Raw genomic sequence first — 22734 nt, 5'->3', positions numbered from 1 at the left:
GCCTCCTGATCTCGACGGGGGCAGCACTCTCCCCGAAGCCGCACGGATCAGGACGTGGCGAGCACCTCGTCGCCGATGAGCTCGATCTGCTCCGCGCCGACCTCGACCGCCGTCAGGTAGTGGCGGAGCCAGGAGCGGAGCCCGTCCGGGGTGCCGGTGGCGAAGGCGCCGGCCGCGCCGACGTACTCCGGTTCCCGCTCCTGGTGGCCGACGTCGACGGCTACCAGCCCGCGCGGGTCGAGGCCGCTGGCGAGCAGCACCAGCCGGGCGGCGGCCCGGGCCACCACCCCGGACGGCCCGGCGAACGGGCGCAGGTTCAGCAGCTCGCCGTGCACGACGGCGGCCAGCACCAGCGGGGAGACCTTCGTGCCCCCGGCGACCAGGCCGGCCAGCCCGTCGAGACGCGCCGCGACCACCGGGTCGGCCACCGGCCGGCCCAGCTCGGGCTCCGCCACGACGTCGCGGGCGGCGAGGACGTGCAGCTTGGCGAGGGCCTGGCGCGGCGCCTTCGGCCAGAGTTCGCTCAGCCCTGGCAGCGCCCCGGCGACCCGCAGCGCGCCCTGGAGCACGGGGTCGGTGACGGTGCCGGCCCGAACCGCCTCGCGCTCGTGCGTACGGCCCTCCAGCGCGGCGCTGGCCACCGCGGACCGGAGGCTGACCTCGGCCGCGACCTGGCCGCCGTGCCGGCGCAGCGCGCGATGGCGGTGTGCCTGGTCGACCCGGTCGCGGGCGCGCTCGACGGCGGGCGCGATGTCGGCGAGCGCGAGCAGCGGGGCGAGCGGATCGGTGGTCACCCCGTCACGCTAACGACCCGCCCGGCCCGGCCGGCCGCCACCCGCCGGTAGGGCGACCCGGGCCACTCGGACCGGACACCCGGCCCGATGACCGACGTGGGTTGGGTTGCGGGAGGTCGCGATGATCGGCGAACCGGGCACCACGCAGGCTGCGAATCGGGCGACGACCTGCCCGTGGACCGGGCGGGTCCGCCGGGCGCGCGGTGCGGGCCGCTGGGCGCGCGAGCGGTCACCGGGCTGTCGCGGGCGCGCGGCGCCACGACTAACCTCAGCCGGTAGGAGACGCAGGTCACGCGACGAAGGAGTCACCGCATGAGCGAGGCATTGGCCAACTTGTTGAACGAGACGCGCCAGTTCCCGCCGCCGACCGAACTCGCCGCGAACGCCAACGTCACCGCCGAGGCGTACGCCGAGGCGGCGGAGGACCGGCTCGGCTTCTGGGCGCGCCAGGCCGGGCGGCTGGCCTGGGCGAAGCAGTGGGACCAGGTGCTCGACTGGTCGAATCCGCCGTTCGCGAAGTGGTTCGTCGGCGGGCAGCTCAACGTGGCGTACAACTGCCTGGACCGGCACGTGGAGGCCGGTCGCGGCGACAAGGTGGCGATCCACTGGGAGGGCGAGCCGGGTGACACCCGCACCCTCACCTACGCCGACCTGCACCGGCTGACCTGCCAGGCGGCGAACGCGCTGACCGAGCTGGGCGTCGCCGCCGGCGACCGGGTGGCGATCTACCTGCCGATGATCCCGGAGGCGGCGGTCGCGATGCTGGCCTGCGCCCGGATCGGCGCCACGCACAGCGTGGTCTTCGGCGGCTTCTCCGCCGACGCGCTGACCAACCGGATCCAGGACGCCAGCGCCAAGGTGGTGATCACCGCCGACGGCGGCTACCGCCGGGGCAAGCCGTCGGCGCTGAAGCCGACCGTGGACGAGGCGGTGGCGAACTGCCCCTCGATCGAGCACGTGCTGGTGGTCCGCCGCACCGGTCAGGACGTCGCCTGGTCGGCGAAGGACCACTGGTGGCACGAGACGGTGGAGACCGCCCCGGTCGAGCACACCGCGCAGCCGTTCGACGCCGAGCACCCGCTCTTCATCCTCTACACCAGCGGCACCACGGCCCGGCCGAAGGGGATCCTGCACACCACCGGCGGCTACCTGACCCAGACCGCGTACACCACGCACGCGGTCTTCGACCTGAAGCCGGAGACGGATGTCTACTGGTGCACCGCCGACATCGGCTGGGTGACCGGGCATTCCTACATCGTGTACGGCCCGCTCTCCAACGGCGCGACGCAGGTGATGTACGAGGGCACCCCGGACACCCCGCACAAGGGCCGGTTCTGGGAGATCGTCGACAAGTACAAGGTGACGATCCTCTACACCGCGCCGACGCTGATCCGCACCATGATGAAGTGGGGCGAGGACATCCCGGCCGGCTTCGACCTGTCCTCGCTGCGGCTGCTCGGCAGCGTCGGCGAGCCGATCAACCCGGAGGCGTGGATCTGGTACCGCCAGCACGTCGGCCGGGGTGAGCTGCCGATCGTGGACACCTGGTGGCAGACCGAGACCGGCGCGATCATGATCTCGCCGCTGCCCGGCGTCACCGCGGCGAAGCCCGGCTCGGCGATGACGCCGCTGCCCGGGATCGTCGCCGACGTGGTGGACGACCAGGGCCAGTCGGTGCCGAACGGCGGCGGCGGCTACCTGGTGCTCCGCGAGCCGTGGCCGTCGATGCTGCGCACCATCTGGGGCGACGACAACCGGTTCATCGAGACCTACTGGAGCAGGTTCAAGGGTATTTACTTCGCCGGCGACGGGGCGAAGAAGGACGACGACGGGCACATCTGGCTGCTCGGCCGGGTGGACGACGTGATGCTGGTGTCCGGGCACAACATCTCCACCACGGAGGTGGAGTCGGCCCTGGTCAGCCACCCGTCGGTGGCGGAGGCGGCGGTGGTCGGAGCGACCGACCCGACCACCGGGCAGGCGATCGTCGCGTTCGCGATTCCGCGCGGCAGCGCGGACATCTCCGGCGAGGCGGGCGAGCAGCTCATCACCGAGCTGCGCAACCACGTGGCGAAGACGCTCGGCCCGATCGCCAAGCCCCGGCAGATCATGCTCGTGCCAGAGCTGCCGAAGACCCGCTCCGGCAAGATCATGCGCCGGCTGCTGCGGGACGTGGCGGAGAATCGGTCGCTGGGCGACGTCACCACGCTCCAGGACTCCTCGGTAATGGAGCTGATCTCCTCCGGCATGGGTGGCGGCAAGTCAGACGAGGACTGACGTCGAGGCGTACACATCGGTGGGTGGCGGTCCGGACGGACCGTCACCCACCGATGTTTTTCCGGAAGTACGAGTCGGGAGTTCGGTGGAGGCGCGGCGGGCTGAACGGGCAGAGGCACAGGCCACCCCTGTCGGTGAGGGTCCTTTCTCATTTAGGTTCACCCGGATCGGACCGGTTCGACGCACGTCACTTCGATCGGTGGCCGGCCCGATTCTTTCCTCTCCCATGCCCGAGAAACGGAGCGGCATGAACACATTTCCGCAATCCGGGTCACGCCGACGCATACTCGTCGCGCTGCCCGCCATCGCCCTCGCCGCCACGTCACTGACCGTGACGGGCAGCGCGGCCGCCCAGGAGTCCGGTCCCGCCCGCGCCACGGTCGGAGCGGACGACTACTACATCAACTACGCCGAACCCGCGGTGCAGCCGGACAGCAGCGGCAAGGAGGTCAAGGGCGCGGGGGGTGTCTACGCCCCGGCCTTGGACAAGGCCCGGGCCTACGACCGCAAGTACGCCGGGGGCAACCCGGTGGCGGCACGGGAACTGGCGAAGCTGGAAGCCAAGGCGATCAAGACCGGGCAGAACCCGCGTCAGATCAAGCAGGCCAAGGGCACCCAGACCGCCAAGCTGCTGACCCTGCTGGTGGAGTTCAACGACCAGGCAAACGACGACTTCACCAACGTCATGGTCCCCAAGACGGTCTTCGAGGACCGGAGCTGTGCCCTCGGCACCGTCCAGAACGGACCTAAGCACAACGGCATCCCGGACCCGGCGACGCTGCCCCACAAGGACAACAACTCCATGTGGGTGCCGGACTTCTCGCCGGAGCACTTCGACAAGATGCTCTACACCAAGGAGGGCATCACCGAGCGGGTCCGTAAGGACCTGACGGGGCCGGACGGCCAGCCGGGCGTCAGCCTGGCCGGTCGGACCATGCACAACATGTACCTGGAGATGTCCAAGGGCGCGTACACGGTGGACGGGCAGGCCAGCCCGTGGATCACCGTGCCGCACTCCGAGGCCTGGTACGCCGCCTCCCGCTGCTTCAAGAACGACAAGGGCGAGTGGGTCGCCGGCGCGATGCAGTCGATGAACGGCCACCCGGACAACCCGCTCGGCGCGGGCCGGCTGGCCACCGACGCGGTCGACTCGCTGGCCAAGATGGACCCGAGCTTCCCGTGGGCGGACTACGACATCGAGGACCAGGGCGACCGGGACGGCGACGGCAACGTCAACGAGCCGGACGGCGTGATCGACCACCTGGTGCTGGTGCACGCCGGCATGGGCAAGTCCCGCGGCGGTGGCGACCAGGGCGTGTACGCGGTCTGGGCGCACTCCTCGGCGGTGGCCGGTGGCTACACCATCCCCGGCACGAACAAGAAGGTGTCGAACTACATCGTGCAGCCGGAGGACGCCGGCGTCGGTGTCTTCTCCCACGAGTTCGGCCACGACCTCGGCCTGCCGGACCTCTACGACACCTCGGGCAACGCCGACTCGGACGTCGACTTCTGGGATCTGATGGCCTCCGGTTCGCACACCGGTGAGATCTTCCAGGCCCTGCCGACCCACATGGGGCTCTGGGACAAGTGGGTGCTCGGCTGGGCCGACCCGCTGACCGTCAACCCCGGTGACGACGCCCGTTCGGTGCAGCTCGGGCAGACCTCGAACACCCCGGTCGGCACCAAGGACGGCATCAAGGTCAACCTGCCGAACAAGGTGATCACGCTCGCGCAGCCGCACAGCGGCGCCAACATGTGGTACGGCGGCGCCGACCAGGACTGGGCCGACGTCAAGCTGACCCGGCAGGTCAGCGTGCCGGCGGCGGCCGACGCGAAGTTCTGGATGTGGAACAACTACGTCATCGAGCAGGACTGGGACTACGGCTTCGTCGAGGCGTCCACCGACGGCGGGACCACCTGGTCCGAACTGAAGGTGCGCGATGCGGCCGGCAACCTGGTGAGCACCGACGACGGCTACTCTGACCCGAACGGGCGGATGGGCGACTACGGCGGCAAGAAGTACGGCCTGACCGGTGACAGCCACGGCTGGCGCCACGACTACGTCGACCTGTCGGCGTACGCCGGGCAGACCGTGCAGCTGCGGCTGCGGCAGGCCACCGACGCCGGCTTCCTGGAGCGCGGCTGGTTCGCCGACGACTTCTCGGTCACCGGCGGCGGCGTCACCACCTGGAGCGACGACGTCGAGGGCGGCGCGAACGGCTGGACCCAGACCGGCGGCAGCTGGACCGACAGCACCGGCGCGGGCTGGCACATCGACTCGGGCACCCAGGTCAAGGCGCACTACTACCTGGCCGAGTGGCGCAACTTCGACGGCTTCGACAAGGGCCTGAAGTACGCCTACGACACGGTCTACTCGCACGAGGCGTGGAAGGTCGACCGGGTCGCCTACAACGCCCCGGGCATGCTGGTCTGGTACCGGGACACCACGCTCGGCGACGTCAACCACGTCACCGCGCAGCTGACCTCGCTGCCGAGCTACGGCGCCAAGGGCGGCCTGCTGATCGTCGACTCGCACAACCAGCCGCTGCGCCGGCAGGGCGAGGCGGCGGTCAAGGACCCGTCGACGCTCGACAACCTGCCCAGCCGTCCGCAGTCCTCGAACGCGGCCTTCTCGCTGAACTCCACGTACCCGTTCAAGGAGTGCCTGGAGGCGGCGAACGAGCCGTACAGCGAGTACTGCACCAGCTTCGGCGCGCAGGCGCCGGTGGCGGGCTTCAGCGACGCCAAGGGCTGGTACCCGGGACTGGAGAACCGCAGCGGGCGGCTCTTCGCCCGGGACAGTGACGCCTCGGTGGTCATCCCGTCGCGGGGCGGCGTGCCGTACACGACCCGGATCACCAACCCGGACGGCAGCCCGGCGACCGACCTCTACGGCACCGACCTCGGGTTCACCGTGCTGGGCTCGGGCAACCCGGGCGACCAGGACGCCGCGTACGGCGTTTCGATCGTCATCAAGCGGACCGCGAAGGACAACTCGTACGCCACGGTGTACGTGACCTCGGCGAAGCCGTGATCTGAGGATCGTCCCCGACGGGACACGCGGCGGGGCCCGTCCGGAGCACACTGCTTCGGACGGGCCCCGCTTCTTGTTACGCCGCCCGACATCCGGTCGACCATCCGTGTGACATTTTCGCGCCCCTCGGCGCTCCCCTACGGGGACTCCATAATCACCGCCACTCACAGTGATCGTGGCCGAAACGAAATGTGAATCGGCGTCAAACCAGGCCGCCCATTGGTCCGTATTTGCCCAGGAAATATGGCCGTCCGTCCGGGTAGTTGCCTAGTGACAAGGATGGAAACCTCTGCCATTGTGAGTGACGCATGACATGACAGTGATGGCCTTGGCTGCCTCTGTCATGTAACAGGTTCCACAAAGGAGGAGGACCTTTGAGGAGACGAGTCACGGCGGGCCTGGCTTCGGCCGCGGCCGCGCTGCTGGCAGCCGGCGTCGTTACGGCCCCGGCTTCCGCCGCCCCGGCGGCGGAACCCAGCCCCGGCGCCGACAAGGCGAAGCACGGCAAGGACAGCCTCCCCGATCCGAAGGCGGATCAGCATCGGGAGGTCCGCAAGCAGGCCATCGCCGACCTGCTGACGGGCAAGGCCAAGCTTCAGACGCGCAACGGCTCGAAGGTCATCCAGGTCAAGGACGACCTGTTCGTCGAGTACCAGCAGGCGCCGAAGACCGACCCCATCTTCACGATGCTGGTCAACTTCGGCGACAAGACCGACCCCCGTACCGGCGGCACCGCCGGCCCCGTGGTCAACCAGATCCCGGAGCCGGACCGCAACTGGGACGGCAGCGCCACCGACAACAACAGCACCCTGTGGCGGTCCGACTTCAACAAGGACCACTACAAGGACATGTTCTACGGCGAGGGGGAGTCGTTCAAGGACTTCTACCTCAAGCAGTCCGGCGGTCGGTACACCGTCAACGGTGACGTGAGCGACTGGGTCACCGTTCCCTACAACGAGGCGCGGTACGGCAGCAACGCCATCTCCGACGCCGACGGCTCCTGGAACTTCATCAAGGACGGCGCCACGTCCTGGTATGACGCCCAGATCAAGGCCGGCAAGACGCCGCAGCAGGTCAAGGACTACCTGGCCCAGTTCGACATCTGGGACCGGTACGACTTCGACGGCGACGGCAACTTCAACGAGCCCGACGGCTACCTCGACCACTTCCAGGCGGTGCACGCCGGTGAGGGTGAGGAGGCCGGCGGCGGCGCCCAGGGCGAGGACGCCATCTGGTCGCACCGCTGGGCCGCGTTCACCAACCTCGACGGCAAGGCCGGCCCGGCCGGCAACCTGGCTGGTGGTGTGCAGATCGGCGACACCGGGATGTGGATCCGTGACTACACCACGGAGCCGGAGAACGGTGGCCTCGGCGTGTTCTGCCACGAGTACGGTCACGACCTCGGTCTGCCGGACCTGTACGACACCGCCGGTGGCGACAACGGCGTCGGCTTCTGGAGCCTGATGTCCTCGGGTTCGTGGCTGAGCCACGGCACTGACGACATCGGTTCGACCCCGGGTTACATGGACCCGTGGTCGAAGCTCTTCCTGGGCTGGCTGAACCACACCACGGTCGACTACGGCAAGGGCAGCACCGAGGTGACCCTGGGCGCGGCCGGTGACAGCGACGGGCCGAAGGCCCAGGCTGTCGTGGTCAACCTGCCCTCGCAGACCCAGACCACGACCTACAACACGCCGTTCGGCGGGGCGTACGAGTGGTGGGGCGGCAGCGCGGACGACCTGAACACCTCGCTGACCCGCACCCTGGACCTGACCGGCTCGACGTCCGCGTCGATCACCACCAAGGCCCAGTGGGACATCGAAGAGGACTACGACTACCTCTACGCCGAGGTGTCCACCAACGGCGGTGCCACCTGGACCGCCCTGCACAACTCGCTGATCGACGCCGGTGAGACCGGTGTCGACGGCTCCACCAGCGGCAACTGGGTCGACCTGACCTACGACCTGTCGGCGTACGCCGGCAAGGCCGTGCAGTTCCGCTACCGCTACGCCACCGATGGCGGCGTGCACCTTGCGGGTCCGTTCCTGGACAACATCTCGCTGACCAAGAACGGCACCGTCGCGTGGACCGACGACGCGGAGACCCTCGCCGCGGAGTGGACCGCCAAGGGCTTCACCCGGATGACCGGCTCGGTCACCGACACGTACCCCCGCTTCTACATCGCGGAGAACCGGACCTACGTCGGCTACGACGACACCCTGCGGACCGGTGGGTACAACTTCGGCTACGGCAACACGCGGCCGGACTTCGTGGAGCGGTACGCGAACCAGCCCGGCCTGCTGGTCTGGTACGTGAACTACGCGTACGGCGACAACAACACCTCGGCGCACCCGGGCTACGGCCTTAACCTGCCGGTGGACGTTCGTCCGGGTCAGATCAAGGTCGGCGGTCAGGGCACCATCAGCAACCGCCGCAACGGCTACGACGCGACGTTCAGCCTGTACGCCAAGCCGGCGCAGACCTTCCACAAGAACGGCGTGGCGGTCACCGTTCCGGCGCTCGACCCGAACCCGCTCTTCACCGACAGCGGGGCGAACAAGTACTGGAACAGCAGCAACCCGCAGAACTCGGTGAAGGTGGCCGGCACCGGCACCAAGATCGAGATCCTGAAGCAGGGCGCCAACCCGACCGACGACATGGTCGTGAAGGTCAGCAACTGATCAGGTAGCACACCCGGAGGGGCCGGTGGCGGCGACGCCATCGGCCCCTTCCGTATATCCGATGATCGAAACACGTCACTGCGTTTCGCGGTTGCGCGATTCCCCCTGCTCACCGCCCTCGATGACCCTCAACCGGTATGACGGTGAAAAGCGTTCCCAACAAAAAGTCGCTACAAATCGACGCACTTGTCTTCCCACCCGTCACGGGAATGTCTATCTTCACCATTGGTCCCACTCGTGGGACGTCTCCCCGGCCCGTACCCCCGTTGGGCCGGTTCCCTCACACCGGAGGTACCACGTGCGCAAAGTCGCAGTGGGTCTGCTCGGGCTTTCGCTGACGGCGACGGGGCTGGTGGCGGGCACGTCCGCCAGCGCCGCGCCGACGCCGAAGTTGCCGGCAGCCGCCCCGTCGGTTGCCGATACCGCCCATGCAGACCACGATCTGCCGGACAAACTCGAGGACAAGCGGCGCGCTCTGCGTCAGGAGGGCCTGAGCAAAGTCCTCTCCGGCCGGGCCAAGGCACAGCAGATCAACGGCAGCACCGTCGTCAAGGTCGGCGAGACCGCCGGCGGCGCGGCCGGCGTCACCGCCCGGACCGCGACGAAGGGTGGCAAGAAGGACCAGTACGTCGAGCTGGCCCGGGAGCGGACCGACAAGATCTTCGTGATCCTGGCCGAGTACGGCGACGAGCGGGACCCGGCCTACCCGGACAAGGACGAGAACCCGGACATCCCCGGCCCCACCCGGTTCGACGGCCCTCGGCACAACGAGATCCCGGCGCCCAACCGGTCGCTGGACAACTCGACCGTCTGGCAGCCGAACTACAGCCCCGAGCACTTCCGTCAGCTCTACTTTGGCACGAAGCAGGGCGACGAGTCGCTCAAGCAGTACTACGAGGCCCAGTCGTCCGGGCGGTACACCGTGGACGGCGAGGTCACCGACTGGGTGAAGGTCAAGTACAACGCCGCGCGGTACGGCCGCTCGAACGACCCGATCGCGGACGCCTCCAACGACCCGGCCAACGACCCGGCGGTCTGCGCCAGCAGCGTCTGCCAGAACACCTGGGACCTGGTCCGCGACGCCGCCAACCAGTGGGTCGCCGACCAGAAGGCCAAGGGCCGCACCGCGGCCCAGATCAAGGCCGACATGCAGTCCTTCGACCAGTGGGACCGGTTCGACTACGACGGCGACGGCAACTTCAACGAGCCGGACGGCTACATCGACCACTTCCAGATCGTCCACTCCGGCGGCGACCAGGCCGACGGTGACCCGATCCAGGGTGAGGACGCCATCTGGAGCCACCGCTGGGCGGCCTACAGCAACTCGCCGGTCGGCCCGGCCAACAACGAGATCGGTGGCACCCAGATCGGTGACACCGGCGTCTGGATCCGCGACTACACGATCCAGCCGGAGAACGGTGGCCGCAGCGTCTTCTACCACGAGTACGGCCACGACCTCGGTCTGCCGGACGACTACAACGTCGCCAGTGGTGGGGACAACAACAACGAGCACTGGACCCTGATGGCCCAGAGTCGGCTCAGCGCCAAGAACGACGGCGGCATCGGTGAGCGCGGTGGCGACCTCGGCGCGTGGAACAAGCTCCAACTCGGCTGGCTCGACTACGAGGTGGTCAAGGCCGGACAGAAGCGCACCCTGAACCTCGGCCCGCAGGAGTACAACTCCAAGAGGGCCCAGGGCGCGGTGGTGGTGCTCCCGCAGCGGGAGTACACCTTCAACAACGGCAAGCCGTTCGAGGGCACCAAGCAGTACTTCTCGGGTAACGCCGACGACCTGGACAACACCATGACCAGGACGCTGGACTTCACCGGAAAGTCGACGGCGGCGCTGTCGATGAAGGGCCGCTACGACATCGAGTCCGGCTTCGACTACCTCTTCTTCGAGGCGTCGCTGGACGGTGGCACCACCTGGACGGCGCTGCCGGCCACGGTCAACGGAAAGGCGATCGGCATGGTGGGCGGTCGTCCGGGTCTCACCGGCAGCAGCGATGGCGCGTGGGCCGACATCAACATTCCGATGAACGTCGCCGCCGGCAAGAAGGTGCAGTTCCGGTTCCACTACCAGACTGACGGCGGGCTCTCCGCGGGCGGCTTCTACGGTGACGCCATCACCGTGACCGCCGACGGGCAGACCCTGCTCAGCGACGGCGCCGAGGCCGGTGCCGGGGACTGGGCGCTGAAGGGCTTCAGCATCGTCGAGGAGACCTACAAGCGGAAGTTCGACAACTACTACATCGCCGGCAACCGCTCGTACGTCTCGTACGACCAGTACCTGAAGACCGGCCCGTACTACTTCGGATACGCCAACACCCGTCCGGACTGGGTGGACCATTACGCGTACCAGCAGGGTCTGCTCATCTCCTACTGGAACCTCCGGTGGGCGGACAACGACACCGGCGCGTCCGTGGCGGGGCACCCGGGTGAGGGTCGCAACCTGATCATCGACGCGCACCCGCGGCCGATCTACAACCTGACCGGCAACCCCTGGCGGGCCCGGGTCCAGGTGTACGACGCGCCGTTCAGCCTGAAGAAGGCGGGCTCGTTCACGCTGCACATCAACAGCCAGCCGCAGTACATCCGTGGCCAGGCCGCGCAGCCGCTGTTCGACGACACCCAGCAGTACTGGTACCCGGAGCTGCCGAACCACGGCGTCAAGCTCCCGGCCACCGGCACCAAGATCAAAGTCCTGGAGCAGGACGGCACCTCGCTGAAGGTCCGCTTCTCCTGATCCGCTGATCAGCGAAACACCGCAACGCCGCAACGCCGCGATGCCCGGGCAGGTCACCTGCCCGGGCATCGCCCTTTCCGGCGCCGATCCCCGACCCCACCGCCGATCGTGTCCGGATCGGGGAACCCGGCACCCTCCCGCCCCGTCAGACCGACGTGCCCACCACCCGCACCACCGCGCCGTACGCGAGCCTGGCCGCCGTGCTTGCCCTCACCCTGGCCGGCTGCACGCGGCCGGAGAACGGAGACGCCGTGTCCGCGCGACAGGACCCGTCGACCACCCCGCCCAGCACCGGGGAGCCGGTTACGGCCCCGCCCGGCGAGCCCTCGGCCGTCGCGCCGTCGGGGCGTACCTCGCCGCCGCTCTCCTCGACCGACCTACCGACACTGCGGCCGCCGAGCGGACCGCCCGAGCATCCCACCGACCTGCGCCGGGCCGACGTGTTCGCCGGCCGGATCAGCCGCGGCGGCTCGGGCCCGTGCTACGGCCTGGTCACCGACGACGGCCACGAGTACGCGCTGCACGGCGAGAACCTGGGCACCTGGGGCACCGGGACCTGGGTCCGCGTCACCATCGGACCGCCCACCAGCAACGCGGACTGCGGTCCCGGCATCCGGGCCGACCTGATCAAAATCAACCCGGTCGGCTGACCCACGGCCACCGGTTCCGCGCCGGTCCGGGCCGCCGGGACGGACAGCGGTTCCCGGGACCTAGGCTGTGCCCCATGACCGAGCAGCGTGGCGGACCCGTCGACGAGTCCTGCGTCCTGCCCGAGGGGCCCTGGACGCACCGGTTCGTCGGCGCCAACGGCAGCCGCTTCCACGTGGTCGAGGCCGGCACCGGCCCGATGGTGCTCTTCCTGCACGGCTTCCCCGAGTACTGGCTGGCCTGGCGGGACCTGCTGCCGGCGGTGGCCGACGCGGGGTTCCGGGCGGTCGCGGTCGACCTGCGCGGTTACGGCGCGAGCGACAAGCCACCCCGGGGGTACGACGGATACACCCTCGCCGCCGACGTGGTCGGGCTGATCCGGGCGCTAGGCGAACGGTCGGCGACCCTGGTCGGCGCCGGGGCCGGCGGCCTGATCGCCTGGACGGCCGCCTCGTTCCACCCCACCATGGTCCGGCGGCTGGTGGTGCTCGGCGCCCCGCACCCGCTCCGGCTGCGGGCCGCGATCTTCGCCGACCCGCGCGGCCAGTTCGCCGCCGCCACCCCGACGCTGAAGTTCCAGCTTCCCCGCTACGAACACGTGCTCACCCGGGACGACGCCGCCGAGGTCGAGGCGATACTGCGCCACTGGGGCGGGCCACAGTGGGTCGGCGGCCCGGACTTCGAGGCGTACGTCCGGTGCTGCCGCGAGGCGATGCAGATCCCGCAGGTCGCCTTCTGTGCGCTGGAGGGCTACCGGTGGGCGTTCCGGTCGGCGCTCCGGCTGCAGGGCTACCGGTTCGTCCGACTGATGCAGAAGCCGCTGGTCACGCCGACGCTGCAACTGCACGGCGCGCTGGACCCCGCCTCCCTGCCCCGCACCGCGCAGGGCTCCGGCCGGTACGTCACCGCACCGTACGAGTGGCGGCTGCTCGACGGGGTCGGCCACTTCCCGCACGTGGAGGCGAAGGACCTGGTGCTCGGGGAGATCCTGCGCTGGGCGAAGTCCTGACTCAGACCCGCTGCTCACGCAGGTCGGCCACCTCGTTGGCCGGCGCCCAGCCCTGGTAGACGCCGAACTCGAAGGCCTCCAGCCCCATCGCCCTTGCGACCGGCCAGCGTCCGCCGGTGTACTCCACCCGCAGCCAGCCGTCGTGCTCGGCCAGCACGATGAACGGCTGCCCCTGCCAGGTGCAGGTGGTCCGGACGTACACCAGGTCGTCGACCTCGGCGGTCGGTACCACCCGGACGTGCCGGCCGGGGCGTACCTCCTCGAAGCCCTCGCCCGGCTCCGACTGGTAGAGCCGGACGTCGTCGCCGTCGGGGCCGGCCTGGTACTCCCGCCCCTGCCAGCGGGCCACGTAGCCGTCGCGGGTCACGGCTGACCGACCCGTCGCCACAGCAGCGCGTCGCCGTCCAGGACGGCGATCACCCGCTCGGTGCCGTCCGCGCCGATCCGCCACAGCTGCGCACCGTGCGGCAGGCGGGCGCTGTCCACCTTGAACTCGGCGACCACGTCGCTGCTCTCTCCCGGCGCGAACCCGTTGCCCCGGAACGGCGGGCGTTCGATCACCCAGCCCTCCATCGCCCGCATCGCGGACTCGTTCTGCCCCCCGTAGGGGATCCGGTAGAGGCTCGGGCGGTACGCCGGCCAGCGGAACACGTAGATCTCCTCGGCATCGCGGGAGAAGGGCGAGTCCGGGTGGCCGAGGCCGAGCGCGTCGTACAGCTGCGCCGGGGCGGTCAGGTGGGCCAGCTCGTTGGCCCGGTGCACGAAACCGGAGACTCGGTCGTAGCCCCGCTCCAGGTAGTAGGCGAGCTGGCTCGCGGCGATCGCCTTCTGCATGGTCACCGGACGGGTCGGGTCGGACACCGGCGGTGCGTGCCGGGTCGTGGACGCCGGTGTCGGCTCGGTGGCGGGCTGCTCCGGCTCACTCTCCGGGTCGTCGCCGAGCCCCACCTCGGCGGCCCAGTTGGCCAGCCCGACGACCTGCTCGCCGGGGTACTTCGCCCCGACCGGGGTCCCCGGGTTGACCGCGAACGACCAGCTCTCGTCCGGCCAGCGGCGGATGAGCTGGACGAACTTGACCCGTACCGTCTCGACCGGCCCGTCGGCCCGGTCAGCCAGCCGCTCCGGCGAGGTGTAGACCACCACGTACGTCTCGCCGTCCAGCGCCTCGGTCCGCCAGACGAAGCCCGGATCCCCCGGGCGGCTGCCCGGCGCCGAGTCCGGTGCGCTGGGCAGCAGCACCCGGGCCAGCAGCAGGGTGGAGAGGAAGGTGTCCGTGCTGCCGCTGCCCGCCGCTCCGAGCAGGTCCTCCTCGACGCCGTTCGCCGGCACGAAGTCCACCGGCGCCGGCTCCTCGCGCCGCGGCGGGCCGGCCGCGGCGGGGTGGTCGCCGAGTGGTCCGGTGCCCGCTCCGGCTCCGGAGGCGGTCGCCGGGGGATCGACCTGCGGCGTGGTCGGCTCGACCGGCTCGGCCGGCGGCGTGGTGGGCTCGAACAGCGGTGCCGTCGGATCGGCCGGCGGCGTCGTCGACTCGAACAGCGAGCCGGTCGGCCCGGCCGGCGGCGTTGCCGGCTCGAACAGCGGGGCCGTCGGCTCGGCTCGCGGCTCCACCGCGAACGACAGGGTGGGATCGGTGGGGCCGGCCCAGGGTGCGGCGGCCGACCGGTCCGCCTCGGCGGAGGTCGCCGTGGACCGGGCGGCGGGGACGGTCGGCGCCTCGTACGGTTCCGGTCGCGCGGCCCCCGCCGGCTCCGTCCCGGCCGAACGATCGTCGGCCCACCCCGCCGGCTGGCCGCCCTGCGGCTCGGTCAGGTCGCGGGACTCGATGACGGTGCCCTCGATGACGATCGGCGAGAAGGTCCGCCGTGGCGCGGGCGGACCGGACACCGGCTCGGCGATCGACGGGGGCAGCTCCTCCGCTTCCGCCGGGGCGACTAACGGCGGGGAGGCCGGTCCGGCGGGAGCGAGGATCAGCTGGGTCTGCTCGTCCGCATCCGACCCTCCGGGCGTCGGACGACGCCGGGGCAGGGCCTGGGTGAGGTCCCCACCGGCGGCCGGGTCGGCGGGACGGAATGCCGTGGTCGGCTCGTCCCCGGACGACTCGGCACGGGGGCGGGGAAGCCCCGGCGCATGCTCGGCGGGGTTGTCGACCCCGAACGCGCGGGTCGCCTCCTCCGGCACCGGCTCGCCGAGGGGTCGGCGACGCGGAAACGGCTGACCGCCCCGACCGGGGCGGGACGGCGGCACCGCCAGGTCGCCGGTGCGGTGCGGCTGGCTCAACGGTGACGGCCGCCGGGACACCCGCCCGGACGCGGGCTCGAAGAAGGACCGGGTGGGGGTCCGCTCCGCGTCGTCGCTCCCACCGTCCGCGGTCGCCGCCCCGGGCCGGCCGGAGGTCGTGCCGGAGCCGAACGGGTCCTGGTCGTCAGGGCCGCGACGCAGGTCGTTGAGCCAGCCGGAGAGGCTTTCGGTGCCGTTCTCCGGCCGCGCGACGGGCCGGGCCCGGAAGGAGCCATCACCCGGTCCGACGGGTTCACCGTCGCGCTGCCCGGACCGGCCCGGGGATGTCACCTGGGCGGACGCCCGGCGGGCGTTCGGCACCTCCGGTGGCCGGGCGGGCGGCGCGGTGGCCGCTGGCGGAACCGGTGGCCGGGTGGGCGGCGGAACGGGAGGCGCGGCGGCCGCCGGTGGAACCGGCGGCCGGGCAGCCGTGGACGGGACCGGCACGATCGACGGCTCCGGCGGAGCCGGAACGCGCCCACCGAAGGGCGGCGAGACCGGCACGCCGGGCGCCGGAGAGACGGGCATGCCGGGCGCCGGAGAGACCGGGGCGTCCCGGCCCGACACGGTGGCGCTGCCCCGGGCGCGGGCGGCCGTCTCGGCCCGTTCGAGGCGGGTCCGGGCACCCGTGGTCCGGCCGGGCAGCCGGACGTCCCCCCGGGAGAGCTGCGCGACGAACCACGAGGGCAGGTAGCCCTCGATCGGCAGCCCAGGGTTCACCGCCAGCCACCACTCGTGGTTCGGCCAGTTCGCCGCGAGATCGGCGTACGGGACGGGCTGGCTGTTGCCCGCGTTCTCGCCCAGGCAGGCCCGCAGCGCGGTGATCGACGTGAATGCCAGCACGTGCGTCCGGCCGCCGGTGGTCCAGGTCCCCCACCCCATCGGCGCCTGCCCGGCGAGCGCCTCCGCGGCGACCGGCAGCAGCAGGTCGACGCCGGTCAGGATGCGGAAGTAGAGCTGCTGGTCCTGGGCGCGCAACGCGTCCCGCATCGCCACCTCGGCCTCGGTAGCCGGTTCCCATCCGGTCACGGCCACCTCTCCTCCCGCGAACAGGCCATAGGTATCGCGTACAACCTACAAGGTGGTAACAAGATCACAATGGCTGGCCGTCGCCGGTGCACCGGCCCGGCGCGGAGGCGCTAACATCCCGTTCCGGAGTCGCCACGATACGGAGGCGGTCGATGTCCCGGCCCACCGCGCGCCCGGCCCTGGCCGCCTTGGCGGCGGTTCTCGCCGCCGTCCTGCCGGCCGCGCCGGCAGCCGCCCGGGCCGCGCCGGCCTGCTCCGCGCCGCCCGCGCCGGCCCGCCCGGTGGCCGACCAGCCGTGGCCCCAGCAAGGGTACGCCCCGGACCGGCTCACCCCGTTGGCCACCGGCGCCGGGTTGGTCGTCGCGGTGGTCGACTCGGGGGTGGACCGACGGCACCCGCAGCTGGCCGGTCGGGTGCTCGACGGCGCCGACTTCCTCGACCCGGGCGGTGACGGCACCCGGGACTGCGCCGGGCACGGCACCGGGGTGGCGAGCATCATCGCCGCGTCGCCCCGCGCGGGCGTCGCGTTCCGCGGGCTCGCGCCGGGCGCTCGCATCCTGCCGGTACGGGTCAGCGAGCAGCAGGTGGTCGACGGGCGGGAGTCGGGGCGTACGGTCGGCGCGGCCGACTTCGCCCGGGCGATCCGTTGGGCGGTGGACCACGATGCCGACGTGCTCAACCTCTCCGTGGTGCTGTACGCGGACAGCCCGGCGGTCCGGTCGGCGATCGCGTACGTGGTCCACCGGGACGTGGTCGTGGTGGCCGCCGTGGGCAACCTCCACGACAGCGGGGACCCCCGTCCCTACCCGGCCGCGTACGACGGGGTGCTCGGGGTGGGCGCGATCGGGGCGGACGGGGCGCGGTCGTCCTTCTCCCAGACCGGCCCGTACGTCGACCTGGTCGCGCCCGGCGGCGACGTGCTGATGGCCGCCCCCGGGCAGGGGCACCACCGGGCTGAGGGGACGAGCTACGCGGCGCCGTTCGTGGCGGCCACCGCGGCGCTGCTCCGGCAGTACCGCCCGGAGCTGACCGCCACCGAGGTGGCCCGGCGGATCGTCGACAGCACCGACCCGGCCCCGGGGCGCGACGACGGCTACGGCACCGGGGTGCTGAATCCGTACCGCGCGGTCACCGAGACATCGGGGTCGGCGGCCGACCGGCCCGGTCGGACGGCGACACTCCCGGTGGATCGCACCGATCCGGCCGCGGCGGCACACCGGGCCCGGCGGGCGGCGGCGCGGCACCGGGCGCTGCTGGTGGCCGGCGCGGCCGGGGCGACGGCGACGTTGGTGGTGTTGCTGGCCGTGGTGCTGCCCCGGGGCTCCCGCCGGCGCTGGCGCCCGGCCGGCCCGGCCTGACCCGCCGGACGCCCCACCGCGGTCGGATCCCGGGGTAGCGCCCACGTCGCGGCGGCGGTACGCGCCGGCCGAACCGGGGCGGAGTCTGCGGCGAGACCGGAGCGGCCGGTCGGAGAAACGCCGACGGCGGCGACGCGGGCCGGGCCGCCCGACGCCGCCGCCGCGCGGCCGTCAATGGAACAGGTTGACGTTCCGCCTCTCGGTGTCGAGGTAGTCGGCGGCGGAGTCGTCCACCGCCAGCTTGATGTCGCGCAACATCGCCTGCAGGTCCTGCGAGGCGGACCGCCACCTCGTCTGCCGCTGCTCGTACGCCTCCCGGGCCTCACCGGTCCAGCTCGACACCAGCGGCGCGGCGTCCCGTTCCAGCTGCCCGAGCTGGCTGTCGAGCGTGTTCAGCGCTTTCTGGATATCCGCGCTGGCCTGCTGCAGCGCGGCGAAGTTGACGACCAGCACACCGTGGTCCATGGGATCTCCCCTCCCGGTGGGTCAGAGCGGCAACTGGATGCCGCGGTTGGTGCCGGCGACCCGGCTGGCGGCCTCGGTGTCCGAGACGTCGTACTGCTGGCCGGCGGTGCGGATCGCGGCGGCGGTCTCCCGCAGGGCCCGCTGCAGCGCCGCCTGGTCCTGCGACCACTGCTGCTTGACCTGCGCGAACGAACGCCCGCCGGCGCCCCGCCAGGCCTGCTGCAGCACCTCCAGCTCGGCCATCAGGCCGCTCAGCATGGCCTGCAACGACTGGTCCACCTGCTCGAACTTCGCGGCGGTCTGCTGCATCACCGCGGCTTCTGCCTGGGTCTGGGACACCCCGGACGTCACCTCGTCTCCTCGGTCGTGGCTGGTCGCGGGAACGACCACCGTGGACGTACCGTGGCGCGGGGCCGACTTCGTGGGGCGGGACGGCTGCGCGCTCGGCGGAACTCGTCGCTGACGGTAGCCGCCCGATTGCGGTTGTGCTACCCCCTTCTCCTCCCCTGTGGACAACGAGCCGATCCGCGAACCCTTACGATGAGCCACGCCATCGTCACCCGAGGATCGGCGGAGGAGGCGCGGTGACGACGACCAGGACCGGACCCCCGGCTCCGGCGACGACCCGCCAGCCCCCTGCCGCCACAGTGGATACCAACCGGGGCGCGCACGAGGTCGGGCCACCTGGCCGGCCAGGTCGTGGCGGCGCAGCTGGCCGCGGCGGTGCTCGTCGCGGCCGCGGGCCGGGGAGTGGCCGTCACCGCCGCCGCCCTGCTGCTGGCCACCCTGCTGCTGCCCGCCGCCTGGGTCCGGTTCCGCGGCCGCTGGCTCTTCGAGTGGCTGATCGTCGGCCTGGCGTACCTCACCCGACGGCGTGCCCTCCCACCGGCCGCCGGTCCGGCCGCACTGGTGGACCTGGTTGCCCCCGGCGCCGAGGTGCGCTCCGTCGAGCTGGCCGGCGGTCCGGCCGCCGTGGTCGACGACGCCGCCGGACTGACCGCACTGCTGGAGATCGGCGACCCGGGCGACCTGCTCGGCGACGGCCGGCGCACCCTGCCGCCGCCACTGTCCCTGCTGCCCGCCCCGAGCGCGGAGAGCCCACCAGTGGAGATCCAGCTCCTGCTCTCCGCGTCGCCGGCCCCGGCCCCGGCCACCGGCGCCGGCACGGCCGGCACGTCGTACCGGCAGCTCACCGACGGGCGGCTGGCGGGGCAGGACCGGGCCGTGCTCGCCGTCCGGGTGCTGCGCGTGGACGGCTGGTCGGACGAGGAGCTGCACCGGGCCCTGTCCGGCACGGTCCGGCGGATCGTCCGCCGGCTCGGGCCGCTGACCGGGCGGCCGTTGGGCCAGCCGGCCGCGCTTCGGTGCTCGCCGAACTGGCCCACCACGACGGCAGCCCGCCGACCCGGGAGTCCTGGCAGACGGTGGGGGCCGGCGGGCTGCTGCAGAGCACGTTCCGGCTGCGACGCTGGCCGGATCCGCGCACCGACGCCGCGCGCCGGCTGGTGTCCCGGCTGCTCGCGCTGCCCGTCACCGCCACCACCGTGTCGCTCTGCGTCGGCCCGCGCATCGGCACCGACCCCGCACCGGTACCGGCCGAGCTGACCGTACGGCTGGCCGCCTGGACGGCCGGGGAGCTGGCGGTCGCCGACCGGGCGCTGCGCCGGGTCGTCGCCGACCTCGGCGGCGAGGTCCGCCGGCTCGACGGCGAGCAGCTGGGCGGGTTGGCCGGCACCCTGCCGCTGGCGTTGGGGCGGGCCGGCGGCACCGTGGGCGGGGCGACCCTGGACGCGTTGGAGCTGAGCCTCGGCGAGGCCGGTCTGATGGTGGGCGCGAACCGGCACGGCGGGGCGATCACCGTACGACTGTTCCGCCCCGAGCCGACCCGGGTGCTGCTCGTCGGCGGGGTGCGGGCCGCCCAGCTGGTGGTGCTGCGCGCGCTGGCCCTGGGCGCCCGGGTGGTCGTGCAGACCGCCCGACCGCGGGCCTGGGAGCCGTTCGTCCGGGGCGTCGGCGCGCCCGGCGGGGCGGTCCCGGTGATCCCGCCCGGTCGGCCGGTGGGTGGGGCTCCCGGAACGCCGTTGCAGCCGCTGCTGCTCGTGGTCGACGCCGGCGCGGCACCGGGCGGGGCCGGGCCCGGGACGGCCTGGCGATCCACTCTGGTCGTCCGGGACGAGCTCACCCCGGCGGACGTGGACGCGCTGGCCCGGGTCGACCTGGCGATCCTGCAACCGCTGGACCCGGATGAGGCGGCGCTGGCCGGCGCCGCACTGGGGTTGGGCGGCTCGGCGGAGTGGCTGACCCGGATCCGGGACGACATGGTCGCGGTGGTCAACCGGCGGGCGCTGCGCTGGGCGCTGCTCTCTCCGACGCCGATCGAGTCGCAACTCGTCGGCCGCCCCGCCCGCCGCTGAGCCACGGCTCGGAGCACCCCGGCGACGGATCCGTCGATCTTTGCGGGTTCCGCCGGTGGACGGTCCGTGGCACGATCCCGGCCATGGATTTTCTGAAAGGTCTATTGATCCGGCTGGGCTCGACGGCGGCAGCCTTCTGGCTGGCCACTCTGCTCATTCCGGGCATCTCGCTGAACTCGGAGTCGGTCACCGAGACGGTGACCACGCTGGTACTGGTCGCGGTGATCTTCGGAGTGGTCAACGCGGTGCTCCAGCCGATCATCAAGACCGTCGGCTGCGGGTTCTACCTGCTGACCCTCGGCTTGATCGCCTTGGTGGTCAACGGGCTGCTCTTCCTGCTCACGAGCTGGATCGCCGACCAGGCCGGGCTGCCGTTCCACGTGGACGGCTTCTGGCCTGCCGCGGTGCTCGGCGCCCTCTTCGTCGGCATCGTCACCTGGATCCTCGGCGCCGTCCTCGACCGCGACTGACCACCCGGAGCGCCTGAGTTCCCGCCCACCGGCCAGGCCAGTGGGCGGGAATTGGCTGGTGAGGCCCGGGTGGGCCGGCACTAACGTCACCGGGGTGTTCACTCTGACCCGCCCTGACGGTTACCAGCTCAGCACCGACCCGGACCGGCTCGACCTCGACCTCGTGCACCGGTGGCTCTCGACCGACGCGTACTGGGCGATGGGGCGGGACCGGGAGACGGTCGCGCGCGCCTTCGCCGGCTCGATCGGATTCGGCGTCTACCGGCCCGGTGACGGGCGCCAGGTGGCGGTGGCCCGGGTGGTCACCGACCGGGCGACCTTCGCCTGGCTCTGCGACGTCTACGTCGACCCGGCGGAGCGCGGTCGCGGGCTGGGCACCTGGTTGGCCGGCGCGGCCCGCGACCACCTGGCCGGGCTGGGCGTACGCCGGATCGTGCTGGCCACGGCCGACGCCCACGGGGTGTACGCCAAGGTCGGCTTCACCCCGGTCGAACCCGGTCGCTGGATGGCGTGGGCACCGCCGGTGAGCCAGGTCACCGGAAAGGAGCAAGGCGCCGCATCACCACTTACGGTGGAGGCGTGAATCCGATCCGCCTCGGCTACCTGTACGGGCTCGGCGCGTACCTGCTCTGGGGCTTCTTCCCGATCTACCTGAAGCTGCTGCGCCCGGCCGGGCCGGTGGAGATCCTCGCCCACCGGATCGTCTGGTCGGTGGCCTTCGTGGCGCTGCTGCTCGCCGCGATGCGCAACGTCGGCTTCCTGCGGGCGCTGCTGCGCCGACCCCGGGCGCTGGCCGGCATCGCCGCCGCCGCCGCGCTGATCGCCGTCAACTGGGGTACCTACATCTACGGGGTGAACTCGGACCGGGTGGTGGAGACCGCCCTCGGCTACTTCATCAACCCCCTCGTCGTGGTGCTGCTCGGGGTCTTCGTGCTGCGGGAGCGGCTGCGGCCGGCGCAGTGGGCGGCGTTGGGCGTAGGCGCGCTGGCGGTGGCCGTGCTCACCGTCGACTACGGCCGGCCGCCCTACCTGGCGCTCACGCTGGCCTTCAGCTTCGCCGGCTACGGGTTCGTCAAGAAGCGGCTGGGGCTACCGGCCGCGGAGGGGCTGTTCGTCGAGTCGGCGGTGCTGGCGCTGCCCGCGCTGGCGTACCTGGGCTGGCTGGGCCGGCGGGGCGACGCCACGTTCGGGCACGTCTCGGCCGGGCACACCGCGCTGCTGGTGCTGGCCGGGGCGGCGACCGCGATCCCGCTGCTGCTGTTCGCCGGCGCGGCGAACCGGCTGCCGCTGTCCGGGCTGGGCATGTTGCAGTACCTCGCCCCGATCCTCCAGCTCGGCTGCGGAGTGCTGATCTTCCACGAGCCCATGCCGCCGGCCCGCCTCGCCGGGTTCGCCCTGGTCTGGGTCGCCCTGATCGTCTTCACCGTCGACGCCCTCCGCAACGCCCACCGCTCCCGCGCCAACTCCCGCCCCCCAACGCCAACCCGCACCCCCACCCTTACCGCCCCCTAGGCCCGGCGATCTTGCAGGTT

Annotated in this window: 15 protein-coding genes and 1 pseudogene; 11 read left to right on the top strand and 5 right to left on the bottom strand. The window is 71.9% G+C overall.

Translation table 11 applies throughout. The features are described 5' to 3' along the window. Window positions 1–47: 47 nt before the first annotated feature. Complete coding sequence (locus SLP03_RS07320; RefSeq protein ID WP_319459757.1) at window positions 48–794, bottom strand: oxidoreductase; 747 nt, start codon at window positions 792–794, stop codon at window positions 48–50. Between the two features lie 312 nt (window positions 795–1106). Here SLP03_RS07320 and acs point away from each other — a divergent pair, with 312 nt between their 5' ends. The 6 genes from acs (at window position 1107) to SLP03_RS07290 (ending at window position 13189) form a co-directional block, all read left to right on the top strand. Next, window positions 1107–3071: an acetate--CoA ligase gene (gene acs / locus SLP03_RS07315; protein ID WP_319459756.1), complete on the top strand. Its 1965-nt coding sequence runs from the start codon at window positions 1107–1109 to the stop codon at window positions 3069–3071. Between the two features lie 247 nt (window positions 3072–3318). Further along, the gene (locus tag SLP03_RS07310; protein WP_319459755.1) at window positions 3319–6105 is read left to right on the top strand and encodes an immune inhibitor A domain-containing protein; all 2787 of its coding nucleotides are present in this window, start codon (window positions 3319–3321) and stop codon (window positions 6103–6105) included. Between the two features lie 374 nt (window positions 6106–6479). Then, complete coding sequence (locus tag SLP03_RS07305) at window positions 6480–8786, top strand: immune inhibitor A domain-containing protein (protein ID WP_319459754.1); 2307 nt, start codon at window positions 6480–6482, stop codon at window positions 8784–8786. Window positions 8787–9099: 313 nt separating this feature from the next. Continuing rightward, a complete protein-coding gene (locus SLP03_RS07300) occupies window positions 9100–11532 on the top strand; it encodes an immune inhibitor A domain-containing protein (RefSeq protein WP_319459798.1) in 2433 nt (810 codons plus the stop codon). Between the two features lie 155 nt (window positions 11533–11687). Further along, on the top strand, window positions 11688–12182 hold the full coding sequence (locus SLP03_RS07295) for a hypothetical protein (RefSeq protein WP_319459753.1): 495 nt from the start codon (window positions 11688–11690) through the stop codon (window positions 12180–12182). Window positions 12183–12256: 74 nt separating this feature from the next. Next, window positions 12257–13189, top strand: a complete 933-nt coding sequence (locus SLP03_RS07290) for an alpha/beta hydrolase (protein WP_319459752.1) — start codon at window positions 12257–12259, stop codon at window positions 13187–13189. 1 nt (window position 13190) lies between these two features. On the opposite strand, the gene SLP03_RS07285 is transcribed toward SLP03_RS07290, so the two are convergent. After that, window positions 13191–13556 carry a hypothetical protein gene (locus tag SLP03_RS07285; protein WP_319459751.1) on the bottom strand — a complete coding sequence of 122 codons (366 nt, stop codon included), beginning with the start codon at window positions 13554–13556 and terminating at the stop codon, window positions 13191–13193. Beyond that, window positions 13553–16495, bottom strand: coding sequence for an SseB family protein (locus tag SLP03_RS07280; protein WP_319459750.1), 2943 nt, complete (start codon window positions 16493–16495; stop codon window positions 13553–13555). Before SLP03_RS07280 ends, SLP03_RS07285 begins: the two co-directional genes overlap by 4 nt. Window positions 16496–16647: 152 nt before the next feature. Here SLP03_RS07280 and mycP point away from each other — a divergent pair, with 152 nt between their 5' ends. Next, window positions 16648–17853, top strand: coding sequence for a type VII secretion-associated serine protease mycosin (mycP, locus tag SLP03_RS07275; protein ID WP_319459749.1), 1206 nt, complete (start codon window positions 16648–16650; stop codon window positions 17851–17853). A gap of 171 nt (window positions 17854–18024) precedes the next feature. On the opposite strand, the gene SLP03_RS07270 is transcribed toward mycP, so the two are convergent. After that, window positions 18025–18318, bottom strand: a complete 294-nt coding sequence (locus SLP03_RS07270; RefSeq protein WP_319459748.1) for a WXG100 family type VII secretion target — start codon at window positions 18316–18318, stop codon at window positions 18025–18027. Between the two features lie 21 nt (window positions 18319–18339). Further along, entirely contained in the window at window positions 18340–18657 is a 318-nt protein-coding gene (locus SLP03_RS07265) for a WXG100 family type VII secretion target (RefSeq protein ID WP_319459797.1), read from the bottom strand. Window positions 18658–18954: 297 nt separating this feature from the next. Here SLP03_RS07265 and eccE point away from each other — a divergent pair. The 4 genes and pseudogenes from eccE to rarD all read left to right on the top strand — a co-directional run bounded on the left by eccE (window position 18955) and on the right by rarD (window position 22714). Next, window positions 18955–20732: pseudogene (gene eccE, locus SLP03_RS07260) on the top strand (type VII secretion protein EccE). A gap of 83 nt (window positions 20733–20815) precedes the next feature. Next, on the top strand, window positions 20816–21202 hold the full coding sequence (locus SLP03_RS07255) for a phage holin family protein (RefSeq protein ID WP_319459747.1): 387 nt from the start codon (window positions 20816–20818) through the stop codon (window positions 21200–21202). Between the two features lie 94 nt (window positions 21203–21296). Further along, the gene (locus tag SLP03_RS07250) at window positions 21297–21785 is read left to right on the top strand and encodes a GNAT family N-acetyltransferase (RefSeq protein ID WP_319459746.1); all 489 of its coding nucleotides are present in this window, start codon (window positions 21297–21299) and stop codon (window positions 21783–21785) included. Further along, window positions 21782–22714 (top strand): EamA family transporter RarD, encoded by a 933-nt coding sequence (gene rarD, locus SLP03_RS07245; protein ID WP_319459745.1) that lies wholly within the window; start codon window positions 21782–21784, stop codon window positions 22712–22714. Before SLP03_RS07250 ends, rarD begins: the two co-directional genes overlap by 4 nt. The last annotated feature ends 20 nt before the right edge of the window (window positions 22715–22734 follow it).

Origin of the sequence: Micromonospora sp. RTP1Z1, assembly GCF_033804685.1 — a bacterium.
In the GTDB taxonomy this organism is placed as follows: domain Bacteria; phylum Actinomycetota; class Actinomycetes; order Mycobacteriales; family Micromonosporaceae; genus Micromonospora.
The sequence above is the reverse complement of the archived record's forward strand: the minus strand, read 5'-3'. Positions and strand labels throughout refer to the sequence as shown.